Source organism: Sulfobacillus sp. TH-112, assembly GCF_057473405.1.
The window spans coordinates 19,080-30,725 of the sequence record NZ_JBYCKN010000147.1; the positions used below are offsets into that span (position 1 = coordinate 19,080).

Consider the following 11,646-nt stretch of genomic DNA (forward strand, 5'->3'; position numbering starts at 1 on the left):
GTGGTAGAAGGATGGAGTGAACGGTGTGGATACTCTATGGTTTGCATGGGTGGAAATCGGATTAGGAGCCGTGGGACTTGGACTGGGGATTGCGCGACTCACCAATCGAAGTTCAGGAGTTATTGCGATTGGCCTGATGGTGGTCGGAGTAGCACACTTCTTTTCTAAACACAGTCAGGCGACTGTGAGTGACATCGGTGGACTGATTTTGTTGTTTGGATTAGGGATGACACTTTCGGCGATGCGGAAAAGGAAAAAACCCGGTAATGGCAGTTGAACTCGGGCCTTCCCAGTTACCTATTCATCGTGACCGCTGGGAGGGTGACTGGATGCTACCAATAGTGTTTGAGGAATTTCCCATGCCGAGGTAGAACCTATGGCAGTGGATTCGCTGAGGGCACAGCCTACAGAATCTGGTATCAATCATCGATAGGGGCCTACGACCCAAAAGTAGCCTAGGATGGGGCATTGGGGTCGTCTCAAGCCAAGCGGATAAGAGACCTCTAGTAGAAACACCACGCAGGTAGCGTGGTGTTTCTACTAGCATCCTTGGGACCAGCGGGGCCGCTAGCAACCGCTTGAAGAGACTATTCCATACCACGCGCGCTTTGCCATTCACGTGCCCAGTGTGTAAGCGGATGGGGGTCAAAGCGAGTGGGCGTTCCTTGGTGAATTACGCGGTGCCCACCGACATAGACACTGCGGATGGCCGTGTCCGCGAGCGCATAGACGAGGTGTCCCAGCGTAATTGGGCCAGGGAGTAGCGATGGATCGTCTAAATTGACGGTGAGCGCGTCAAAGGCTTCTCCGGGCAGCAGCCGGCCGCTTTTGAGCCCGAGACTTCGGCTGCCAATAGAGGTGCCCATGGCGAACACCGTAGAGGCATCAATCACACTGGAATCGGTCCAGTGGACTTTTTGAAGGAGGGCCGCTTGTCTCATGTCATCTAAAATGGAATGCCGGTCATTGGTACATCCGCCATCGGTTCCTAGAAGCACCGGAATGTGACGTTCGATCATGGTGGTAATGGGGGCAATACCATCGCCGAGAATCATGTTGCTGCTCGGGTTGTGTACCACAGCCGTGCCGGTTTCTTGAAGAATATCCAGGTCGGCGTCGTCCACCCACACCGCGTGTATGGCCAGGGTTTTTGGCCCCAGTGCGCCGCGTTCTGCGCACCAAGCAATGGGCGTGAGTTGACGCGTCTTCAACATGGCTTCGCGTTCATATTGTCCTTCGGCGACATGAATGTGCAAGTGGGTATCTAAGGTCTTAGCGGCATGCACCGCGGATTCCACCATGGCGTCGGAAGCACCGTGTGGGGAATGAGGCGCCACCTGCAAGGTGACCCAGGGACTTAAGCCCTCGGCCACCAACCGTTGCGAGAGTTCCATGGTGTGGTCGTAAGCCGCTTTGGGCGTTTCACGATAGCGGAGAGGCGCTCCATCCCAATCATAGAAGGTCCGCGCCAAGAGCAGACGAATTCCTACATCTCGGGCTGCCCGTGCAATCGCCATGGCATTATCGGTGCCCTGATCGTTGAGATAAAAGAAGTCAGCCACTGCCGTAATGCCATGCCGCAGCATATCCCAATAGGCGAGGCGCGCCGACTGGTAAATCTCCTCGCTGGTGAGGATTTCGGATATCGGATAGAGGACCTGGCTTCTCCAAGTCATGAAATCATAATCTTCTCCCAGCCCACGCATCATGACTTGAAATCCGTGATTATGACCGTTCACCGTTCCTGGCAGGAGGGCTTCTCCGTCAAGCCGTTCCACGACGGCGTCGGGGAATTCCTGCGCGAGGGCATCGGGATGATCAATGTGTTGAATAAGACCGTCGTCGGCCACTAAAATCCCCGGCTTCTTCAGGATTTTGCCGTCGATCACGGCAAAGTCGGGCGCATAGATTATGCTCGCCATTATTGCTCCTCCTGGTTGGTGAGCAGTCGCGCCGCTGTTTCAGCCAGTACTCGGACTCCTTGGAGCATATCCGCATCGGTAGAAAACTCCTCTGGTGCATGACTTATCCCCGCTTGGCTGGGAATGAAAATCATTGCCGCTGGCATGACCATCCCAAGAACGCCGGCATCGTGGCCTGCCCAGGACACCAGTCGTGTGGAAGATAGTTTTTGGGCGTGGGCTGCCTCTTCAACAATATTCATCCACGGCTCATGCAGGGGGGAAGGCACGACATCATGAAAGATCTCGACCTCGACGTCGACTCGTGAGGTCGCCCCAGCCTTTAGGGCTACTTGCGACAATTCACGGTATGCCGCTTCTAGAACGTCGGCGTTGGGCGAACGCAGGTCCCATTGCAATCGTACTTCCCCGGGGACTACATTAGTGGCGTTCGGGTGAACTACAATATGACCAGGATTGGCCACTAACGCTTCCTCACTATCAACATAGCGGCTAAAACTGGTAATGGTTTCGGCTGCGGCCCGGAGGGCATTTTGACGTTCCTCTTTTGGGGTCGTGCCAGCGTGGTTAGCCTTGCCCACGTAGGTGAGGCGGACTTGTCGGATTCCTGTAATCGTCGTCACGGTGGCAATCGGTATGCGCTGTCGCTCTAACCGTGGACCCTGCTCAATGTGAATTTCAATGTAGCCATAGAATGTGTCGAGACGCTGAGCCGCCATCGGAAGTTTGTCCATGTCATGTTGATATTCTGCCATGGCCTCTCTCAAGGTGATGCCATATTGATCTTGTGCTTTGGTGATGAGATCCATATCGAGTGCACCCGAAAGCGCCTTTGAACCCAAGAGGCCGGTGCCAAATCGCGGGCCTTCCTCGTCAGTGAAGGCCGCGATGCGTAACGGACGGTTGAGCGTGATCCCCTGATCCAATATTGCCTTAGCGGCGGTTAAGGCTGCCACTACACCATAGCCACCATCGAACGTTCCGCCGTAGGGTACACTGTCAAGATGGGACCCGAGCGTTAATGCGGCAAGTGCGCGAGAATGCGGCAGATCGGCAAAGGTATTTCCCGCCTCATCACTATATACATTCAGTCCAATGGTTCGGCACTTGTCTTGAAACCATTGGTGGGCCTGGCGTTCTTCTTTCGACCAAGCGAGGCGTTGATAGCCACGCCCCCCGGGGTCGCGCCCAATGAGCGCCAGTTCGCGAAAGGTTTCAAGGAAAAAATTCTCGTCAATGCTCTTGATGAGTGGATTGGTCAACACAGATCCTCCTCTTGAAGTTAATAGTGACTGTCGCAAGGTTTCTTACGGTATTGTACAGGAGCGACGAAGATTCATGCTACTATCGGGGGAGAATGGGAGGGTAGCCCGTTGAACATGAGCGAAGAAGAAAAGGTATTTAAGGACCCGGTCCATGGTTATATTTATGTTCACGATCCCCTGATCTGGAATTTAATTAACACCAAAGAGATGCAGCGTCTGCGCCGTATTCGGCAATTAGGCACCACTTACTTAGCCTATCCTGGAGGAGACCACAGTCGATTTTCGCATTCATTAGGTGTCTATGAAGTGATTCGCCAAATGATTGTCGCCTTTGATCGACAGGGGTATGACTGGCCCCATCAGTACGATCGCCTAGCTATGGTCGCGGGGCTCTTACATGATATCGGCCACGCACCGTTCTCGCACGCGCTGGAGAAAGTGATGGGTGAGAGGCATGAACGGTGGAGTACGCGTATTATTCTGGACCCATCCACCGAAGTGCATCAGGCCCTCGAACAAGTATATGAGGGGTTTGCGCAAGACGTGGCCGCAGTGATTGACAAAACCTTTGACAATCGCCTCATTGTCTCTTTGGTCAGTGGACAATTGGATGCGGATCGTCTCGACTATTTGATGCGAGATTCGATTGCGACCGGCGTCGACTATGGGAAATTCGATTTAGCCCGCATTATCCGAATTATGCGGCCGTTAGAGGACCGTTTGGTGGTGAGAAAGAGCGGATTACATACGGTCGAGGCCTACCTATTGGCGCGATATTTTATGTATTGGCAGGTCTATTTCCATCCTGTCAGTCGGGCCGGAGAAGTACTCTTACGCACGATCTTGGAGCGAGCGCGTATCTTGATGAACGACGGGCATCCGCCCATCGTCACTAATCCGGCAATAGCGCCATTTCTGATGGGAGAAATGACGTTAAAAGATTACCTAATCCTGGACGATGCGTCCTTGTTAAACGCTTTTGCCGTCTGGCAAGAGGACGCCGATGCGGTGTTGCGGGATCTTTGTCGCCGATTTTTAGATCGACGACTCTTGAAAGAGGTGGATTGGGATTCTGAGACGTATGAGAAGTTAAAGGAAAAAGTTGCACAACAAGGACTGGATCCTAATTACTATTGTATAGTCGACGAAACGGGTACAGTTTATTATGATTATTATTTAGGAAGTACACGCGAGCCAAATCCAGAAAATGCTATTTGGTTGTACTCCCAAGATTCAGGGCAGTTGACCGAAATGTCTCAGGACTCGGCACCCATTCGTGCGATCGCGGAAGAACATCGGCCAATACGTCGTATTTACGTGCCACCGGAAGTATTAGAGGACGCCGGCTCTGGAAAGATAGGGAGTATACCGGTCAATTGAGGTGAGCGGAATGAGTGAGCGAGAGGATGGTCAATCGGTCTTAAGATATGAATCGCCGGAAGGGTTTTTTCGTTACCATTTGGCCGTTGGAACCATTGTGAAGGCAGTAGCCAATCAAAAGGCCAAAAAGCCGGCTTATCACCTGACCATTGATTTTGGGTCTGACGGAGTACGAGAGTCTTCAGCGCAAATCACCACACTTTATACGCCAGAGGACTTGGTTGGCACCCAAGTTGTGGCGGTATTAAACTTTCCTCCGAGACAGGTGGCCTCGGTACGATCTGAAGTCTTAGTACTTGGCGCTACGCGAAGCGACGGAGCGGTGGTATTGCTCCGACCGGGCGAAATGGTACCCAACGGAACACCGATTGCATAGGTACCCAGAAAGGACGATACGATTGCGTATTGCATTAATTATTCCCGAGGATACACCGCCGACAGGTGGTAACAGCATCTCGGCGCGGAGAATGGAATTGGGGCTTTCAAAGGCTGGACACGACGCGGAAATTGTTTGGTATCATCCGGGGATTTCCGGGTTTGACGTTTATCATGCGTGGAATGCCAGCCAGGTGGGAGCACGTTTGGTGGAAGATGGCATCAATCCCGAGCAAATTGTCGCCACCTGGACCGGGACCGATTTATGGCAGGATTGGGCGCACGATGCTCAGAGGTTGAAAGAACGGATAGAGGCGATTCGTTACCAGGTCACGTTTACTGAAGATGGGCGAGCGCGATTATTGCGCGACGCGCCGCAGTGGGAGGACCGAGTGGTTGTGGTGCCCCCCTCGGTGAACATCGATGAGTTTCATCCCGATGGAGCGCATGCTGACGCGCCACACCCGCTCATTCTAATGGCGGGTGGAGTTCGCCCGGTGAAGCGTTCGTCTTGGGGCATCGATATAGTGGATGCTCTTCGTCAAAAGACTGGTCGTGACTATCAATTGGCCATTGCCGGGCCAATTCGCGAAAACGGTGAATGGCAGCGGGTATTGGATAAGGCCGAGGGCCACGATTGGGTTCACCTCTTGGGTGATCGGGCGCAGACCGAGATGGCGTCGTGGTATCGGGCGGCAGAGATCTTTTTAAATACCTCAGAAGTCGAGGGGGTGTCGAACGCGATCATGGAGGCCATGGCCTGCTCGGCATTGGTCCTCGCCACCGACATTCGAGGAAATGAGGCATTGATTCAGAACGGGCGGACCGGACTTCTTTTTGATGGGCAAGAGGATTTTCTTCAAAAGATGGAGGATATTTTTTCTCATCCAGACGAGGCTATCGCAATGAAACGGGCGGCTCGCGCTCAGATCGTGTCTCGGCATTCCATTATGCATGAGGTGGCACGATACGAACGTCTCTATGAGGATTGTGTAGCCGTTAGGGGGTGCTGTCGCTGATTTCACGGGGATTCATTCGTTTTGACGTAGAGGATTTTCTTACTCCAGAGTCAGACGAAGCCCTGTGGCGAATGTGGGAAACCATGCAGCGCCATAATATGCCTGGATCCTATGGCCTAGTGGGAAAGAAGGTCCAAGCATTGTTTGAAAGAGGGTATGAGAAGGCCCTCCGTGCCCTACGCGGCACTCCAGCACTGGGATTTCATTCATTGAGCCACAGCGAACATCCTACGTTGGCGGAGGAGGCGGCTTTACTGTCCTATGAGGAGGCGTGCGATGTATTTATTGCGCGCGAAGGACGGGGAGTGACGATGGTCAAGGATTTGATTAAGCCCCCCACATATTTCACCCAGCCAGGGGGAAATTGGGTTCCGGAAGCCGTAGAATCTCTTCCTCAACTGGGCATGGACGTGTTTTTTACAGATTCCTTTAATAGCTATGTGGTGGATTTGTCTCATCCCTATTGGTACGGTGAGATCCTGCACCTCTCATTTCCTGTGATTAACCCTCGTCCTTTTGGATTGGGACTGCCTCATAACCTGGATGAGGCCGTTTCCTTGGTTGACCACTATGTCTTAGAGCATCCCGGGGATGCCTTTATGGTCATGCTTCATCCGACGGAGCTCGTCACCAAGGAGTTTTGGGACGTCGTGAACTTTCCGCATGGCACAACCGTTGCCCCCTTGCGCCCAGCACCTGTGAGATCCAGTGCCGAACAGGATGCCGCTTTGAAAGCATTTGATCGCTATATTGAGAGAATAAAAGGATTGCCGGTGAAGTGGGGGGATGTGAGCACGCTGAGAGATGAGGTACAGGCGAGAGGTCCTGTAACCGTCCGGCGACAGGAGATCCAAGACGCGATTGTGCAGCAGGGATGGGGTCCAATGGAGATGAGTGAGGGGACTCTTTCGGCAGCGGAGGCACTCTATGCCCTAGCGATGTTTGTGAGGCATCCTCGCTTGATGACATTGGAGGTGCCTTACGTAGGTGCTCCTCACCATTGGATGGAGCAGCATAGAGGCTCTACAGTGATGGTCCCGCTGATAAGCGATGATCGTGCCCAGACGGTAGCCAGCGCAATTATTGCCTCGTTTGAACGTTCAGGTCGCCTCCCTTCGGGGAAAATTGCCGGTCTAACCCTGCAGGAAGCACTGGCGGCGTTGACCCACCAACGCCTTCTCCCCGATTTGGCATTTTTAGGATATATTAAAGAGACAGCGGCCTTACATTGGGATTGGCCCATTTTTCCACCAGGGTTTTCTCCCCTGAGGTTGTGGCAGGATGCGCGCCGTCTGGCATGGACATTAAAGCGAGCTCCATATCGATCCGAATAACGGTCTTAACGCGGTAGAAATATTCAATAGTCCGAGGGAGGCATATCCAATGAAAGCCATTCGCATTCATCAGCCTGGGGATGTTTCAGCACTCCAATATGACGAAATTGCGGTTCCGGACCCAGGCGTCGGACAAGTGCGAGTTCGCCTACGTGCAGCAGGCATCAATCATCGCGATATTTGGGTGCGTCGAGGTCGGTTTGGCCCGATTATCGACCCAATTATCCCGGGAAGCGACGGGGCCGGGGAAATTGATGCCATCGGAGCCGGAGTGCGAGAGTGGTCGGTGGGGCAAAAAGTGGTGATTAATCCTGGGGTGTCCTGTGGCTCTTGCACGGCCTGTCTGTCGGGGAATACGCCGGCTTGTCCGTCGTTTCATATTTTTGACGGTACGTATGCGGATTATGCGATTTTAGAGGCTCGCAATGTCGTCGCCATGCCCGGGGGGCTGACTTTTTCTGAGGCCGCGAGCATTGGCATCCCTTATGTGACAGCAGAGGACTTTTTGGTGCGAAGCGGGGCTCTTCCTGGACAAACCGTGTTGCTCTGGGGTGCGACTGGAGGGCTGGGAGTGGCCACCCTCCAACTGGCGAAGTTGCGAGGCATGCGCGTCTTGGCGGTCACGCGTAATCCCAGTCGCACTGAGAAACTGAGGCAATATGGCGCCGATGAGGTGATCATTTTGGGTGCACTTAAAGAGGCTCAGGATACGGTGATGACGCTCACTCAAGGTCGTGGAGCGGACGTCGTGGTGGATTCCGTGGGCCAGGTGAGCTTTCCTGTATCGTTAGACGTGGTGGCTCGCGGAGGCGTCATCGTGACAGTGGGTACGACGACCGGCGGTGAGGTGCGATTGGATTTGGGAAGTCTTTTTCGCAATCGCATTACTCTCTTAGGGGCTTTTATGGGGAGCGCATCCATTCTCCCACGCCTGTTGCCGCTTTTTAGTCGAGGGATACTCATTCCCGAAATTGACACGACCTATCCGCTGGAACAGGCGGACCAGGCGCATGAGCAGTTGGAGCATCAAGGAGTATTTGGGAAAATTATACTCACGATGTAGCCGCCCTGGGGTCTCATGATGAGGCGGAAGGTTTGGGGGGATTTGGTCGTCGTTCGACATTGGCACTATGGATAATCATCCCAAGCATGATGAGGATAAGCCCGGCGCTCTCGAAAACGCTGGGCCATTTTTCGTGGAAGATCAGACGGCCCAAGAGCACCGTAAAGAGAATTTCCAGAGACTGGGTGGCCTCGATGCGCGCCAGTGCAGAGACATTGCCCTGACTGCTGTCGGTAGCGCTAAAAAAGAGCACGGTAGCCACCACCCCGGAAAAAAGCGCTATTGCACCGGAGCCCCATACTACATTGACCGTCGGCCAACCGCTTTTCATTTGAGCAATTCCCATCAGCACCACCCAAAACGGCAGACTACCTAACGTCATCGCCATGGTGCGATCCCACACGGACCACTGCGGGAGATGGGAGCGCGTATATCGCATCATCTGCCGATTACCCAGTGGGTAGGCAATGGCAGCCACCGCTATCGGGGCAATCGCTAAGAGAGGTTTCCCGCCGAGAGTCCCGTGGGAGACCCATTCGGTGACGGCTACGCCGACTAAGATGACAGCTGAAGGAAGCAGTTCTCGAAAAGGAATACGTTTTTGAAACGGATCGGTTTCGATGAGAGGGACTAAGAGACTTCCCATGATAATGGTCACTTGCCAGGTGCCGGCTACTAGCCAAGCGGGTGCCCAGGATGCGACCCAGGTGAGCGGCAGATAGAACAGGCCAAAGCCCACTGTACCCCACACGATAAAAGGTCCAAGATGAGACCAAAAGGTACGAAGAAATTGGGGGTCTTGGCCGCGGAATTTAACCACCACCAACAACATCGGCACGGTCCAGATGTAGCGTAGACTGGCGAGCCAAAACACATTGCCTCCGGCCATGGCGAGAACGTGGTTAAGGACAAAGGTTGAAGAAAAGAAGAATGCTGCCAGAGTCCCCAGTAACATGGCGTGCTTCATACAGAGCTCCTTTGGTGCAGAGGTGAGTGGGATTATTGTAACAAAAGACAAGGTGTCATATATAATACACGTAGGGAGTATGTGTATTATAGAAGGATGGGGACCAGCCATGTATCGATACGAATCGCACAAAGACCAAATTATGGGACGACTCAAGCGGATTGAAGGGCAGATTAAAGGAGTCATGCGCATGGTGGAGGACGGTCGTTATTGTCCAGACATCCTTCAACAGTTGGCGGCGCTCGATGGTGCGCTCGATGAGGTCGGCCTGCTATTGCTCGAAGATCATGTCAAGGGTTGCGTTACCGATGCGATTCAAGAGAATCAGGGTGACGATGCGATTCATGAGTTAGTCGATGTAATTCGTAAAGTGGTACGGCGTTAAGACGGAGGCTGAACGTAATGCTTAATTCGCCAGAAGACTCAAAAGACGTCTTGCAACTGGAAATCGGAGGGATGACCTGTGCGTCTTGTGTCGCGCAGGTGGAAAAGACTCTGAGGCGACTCGATGGTGTCGATGAAGCGACAGTGAACTTGGCGTTAGAAAATGCCCAGGTCATCTTTCATCCTCAGGTGGTGCAACCGGTTGACTTTGTGGAAGCGGTAAGGAAATCAGGCTATACAGTGCGCACGGACGAAGTACGGTTGCATGTCTCAGGTCTAGATGAGGCCCCCGCTCGAGCACGACTGGACAGTGTTTTAACGCGTATTCCTGGGGTGATTAACGTGCGCATCAACGGGGCTAATAATACCGCCGTATTTGACCTGGTCAGAGGAATCTCTTCGGCAAGCGACGTGATTCGAGAAGTTGGTAATGCTGGGTTTCAAGTGAGGCAAGATACAGGGCGACAATCAGGCCGCATTATCGAAAGCCGTCAGGCACTTATTCGCCTCGTCATTTCAGTCGCATTAACCCTACCGATCTGGCTGTCAATGGAAAAGATGCTGGTTAGCCATACCTTTCCGACCTGGGACGGTCCCGACGTGCAACTGGTGTTAGCCACTTTGGTCGAGTTTGGTCCCGGATGGGGATTTATTCGCCGTGCGTGGTTAAACCTCAGTCATAGGAATGCCAATATGGATGTGCTGGTGGCCACTGGGACCTTAGCCGCGTGGGCCATTTCAGTATACGGGGTGTTTGCCCATCGGCCCATCTATTTTGATACTTCGGCCACTGTGGTGACACTAATCTTGGTGGGGAAGTATATGGAAGCTTTGGCAAAAGGACGAACTACGGAGGCGATTCGCAAATTGCTCGGCCTGACGCCGAAAACGACTCGCCGGGTGAAGGATGATGGACGGATCGAAATTGTTCCTGTGGAGCAGGTGGCGGTCGGCGATGTATTAGCCATTCGGCCTGGGGATCGTATTCCGGTTGATGGCGTGGTAAAGGACGGTAATGGCTTGGTAGATGAGTCCATGTTGACTGGAGAGCCGATGCCACTCTATAAGCAACTCGGAGATTCGGTGGTCGCGGGGAGCATCCATCGTGGTCGGTCACCATTTCGCATCGCGGCGGAACATGTAGGCAAGGACACGGTGCTTGCCCAAATTGTGCGTACCGTCGAAGCTGCCCAAGCTAAGCGAGCCCCCATCCAGCAATTTGCTGATCGCATTGCGTCGGTATTTGTCCCGATTGTGATTGCGATTGCCTTGGTCACGTTTATGCTCACGGGGTTGGTATTGCATGATTTGAATGCGGCCTGGTTACGCGCGGTTGCGGTCCTGGTGGTGGCATGTCCCTGCTCCCTCGGCTTGGCGACCCCGACGGCCGTCATGGTGGGGTCGGGCATGGGTGCGCGGGCAGGAGTACTCTTTCGCAGCGGGGAGGCCTTAGAGCGGGCAAGCCGGGTGGATACGATTTGTCTCGATAAGACCGGTACTCTGACGATGGGGCATCCGGCAGTCGAGAAGATAGTTGCCTATGGAGAGGTGGATGACATCACCGTGCGTCGATTGGCATCGGCACTGGAGGTGTCGTCTAGTCACCCGTTGGGTGAGGCGATTCGTAAAATCACCGACGTACCCGGCACCGATATCGAGGGCATCTATGAAGAGCCCGGAGGGGGTGTGGTAGGGACTTGGCACGATGAGACGCTGGTGCTAGGAAATCCCCGTCTCTTGGAAGATTACGGCATGGCCATTCCAAAATCTGTACACGAGGCCATGATTGAACCCGAGAGACAAGGGAAGACTGTGGTATTACTAGGGTTCAAGGATCAGACGATTGGGCTTTTACAGATATCGGATCCCATCCGGCCGGATGCCAAAACGAGCATTGCCACCTGGACGAAGATGGGCTATCGCGTAGTCATGGTCAC

11 protein-coding genes are annotated in these 11,646 nt (G+C 53.6%); 8 read left to right on the plus strand and 3 right to left on the minus strand.

The genetic code is table 11. The features are described 5' to 3' along the window. The first annotated feature begins 25 nt into the window (after positions 1-25). On the plus strand, positions 26-277 hold the full coding sequence (locus tag ACOJWD_RS10575; protein ID WP_486993196.1) for a hypothetical protein: 252 nt from the start codon (positions 26-28) through the stop codon (positions 275-277). A gap of 310 nt (positions 278-587) precedes the next feature. Here ACOJWD_RS10575 and ACOJWD_RS10580 read toward each other — a convergent pair whose 3' ends face one another. Then, the gene (locus ACOJWD_RS10580; RefSeq protein ID WP_486993197.1) at positions 588-1,922 is read right to left on the minus strand and encodes an amidohydrolase family protein; all 1,335 of its coding nucleotides are present in this window, start codon (positions 1,920-1,922) and stop codon (positions 588-590) included. Continuing rightward, complete coding sequence (locus ACOJWD_RS10585) at positions 1,922-3,184, minus strand: hydantoinase/carbamoylase family amidase (protein WP_486993198.1); 1,263 nt, start codon at positions 3,182-3,184, stop codon at positions 1,922-1,924. The genes ACOJWD_RS10580 and ACOJWD_RS10585 overlap by 1 nt, the downstream gene beginning before the upstream one ends. A 117-nt stretch (positions 3,185-3,301) precedes the next feature. On the opposite strand from ACOJWD_RS10585, the gene ACOJWD_RS10590 reads away from it, so the two are divergent. The 5 genes from ACOJWD_RS10590 to ACOJWD_RS10610 all read left to right on the plus strand — a co-directional run bounded on the left by ACOJWD_RS10590 (position 3,302) and on the right by ACOJWD_RS10610 (position 8,358). Beyond that, the gene (locus ACOJWD_RS10590; RefSeq protein ID WP_486993206.1) at positions 3,302-4,567 is read left to right on the plus strand and encodes an HD domain-containing protein; all 1,266 of its coding nucleotides are present in this window, start codon (positions 3,302-3,304) and stop codon (positions 4,565-4,567) included. 10 nt (positions 4,568-4,577) lie between these two features. Then, complete coding sequence (locus ACOJWD_RS10595) at positions 4,578-4,943, plus strand: tRNA-binding protein (RefSeq protein ID WP_486993199.1); 366 nt, start codon at positions 4,578-4,580, stop codon at positions 4,941-4,943. Between the two features lie 22 nt (positions 4,944-4,965). Beyond that, on the plus strand, positions 4,966-5,961 hold the full coding sequence (locus ACOJWD_RS10600) for a glycosyltransferase family 4 protein (protein ID WP_486993200.1): 996 nt from the start codon (positions 4,966-4,968) through the stop codon (positions 5,959-5,961). Between the two features lie 83 nt (positions 5,962-6,044). Beyond that, entirely contained in the window at positions 6,045-7,295 is a 1,251-nt protein-coding gene (locus tag ACOJWD_RS10605; protein ID WP_486993201.1) for a hypothetical protein, read from the plus strand. Positions 7,296-7,344: 49 nt separating this feature from the next. Beyond that, positions 7,345-8,358 carry a zinc-binding dehydrogenase gene (locus tag ACOJWD_RS10610; RefSeq protein WP_486993202.1) on the plus strand — a complete coding sequence of 338 codons (1,014 nt, stop codon included), beginning with the start codon at positions 7,345-7,347 and terminating at the stop codon, positions 8,356-8,358. Between the two features lie 13 nt (positions 8,359-8,371). Here the strand turns inward: ACOJWD_RS10610 and ACOJWD_RS10615 are convergent, their stop codons facing one another. Next, positions 8,372-9,325, minus strand: coding sequence for a multidrug resistance efflux transporter family protein (locus tag ACOJWD_RS10615; protein ID WP_486993203.1), 954 nt, complete (start codon positions 9,323-9,325; stop codon positions 8,372-8,374). Between the two features lie 109 nt (positions 9,326-9,434). Between ACOJWD_RS10615 and ACOJWD_RS10620 the strand changes: the two genes are divergently transcribed. Beyond that, entirely contained in the window at positions 9,435-9,710 is a 276-nt protein-coding gene (locus tag ACOJWD_RS10620) for a metal-sensitive transcriptional regulator (RefSeq protein ID WP_486993204.1), read from the plus strand. A gap of 17 nt (positions 9,711-9,727) precedes the next feature. Beyond that, positions 9,728-11,646, plus strand: a 1,919-nt coding sequence (locus ACOJWD_RS10625; RefSeq protein ID WP_486993205.1) for a heavy metal translocating P-type ATPase, incomplete at its 3' end; no start/stop codon positions are given.

What these genes read in the sequence shown, in the direction of transcription:
- ACOJWD_RS10580 (WP_486993197.1), bottom strand. Translation starts at nt 1,922, where the DNA reads ATGGCGAGCATAATCTATGCGCCCGACTTTGCCGTGATCGACGGCAAA.
- ACOJWD_RS10590 (WP_486993206.1), top strand. Translation starts at nt 3,302, where the DNA reads ATGAGCGAAGAAGAAAAGGTATTTAAGGACCCGGTCCATGGTTATATT.
- ACOJWD_RS10595 (WP_486993199.1), top strand. Translation starts at nt 4,578, where the DNA reads ATGAGTGAGCGAGAGGATGGTCAATCGGTCTTAAGATATGAATCGCCG.
- ACOJWD_RS10605 (WP_486993201.1), top strand. Translation starts at nt 6,045, where the DNA reads ATGCAGCGCCATAATATGCCTGGATCCTATGGCCTAGTGGGAAAGAAG.
- ACOJWD_RS10610 (WP_486993202.1), top strand. Translation starts at nt 7,345, where the DNA reads ATGAAAGCCATTCGCATTCATCAGCCTGGGGATGTTTCAGCACTCCAA.
- ACOJWD_RS10615 (WP_486993203.1), bottom strand. Translation starts at nt 9,325, where the DNA reads ATGAAGCACGCCATGTTACTGGGGACTCTGGCAGCATTCTTCTTTTCT.
- ACOJWD_RS10620 (WP_486993204.1), top strand. Translation starts at nt 9,435, where the DNA reads ATGTATCGATACGAATCGCACAAAGACCAAATTATGGGACGACTCAAG.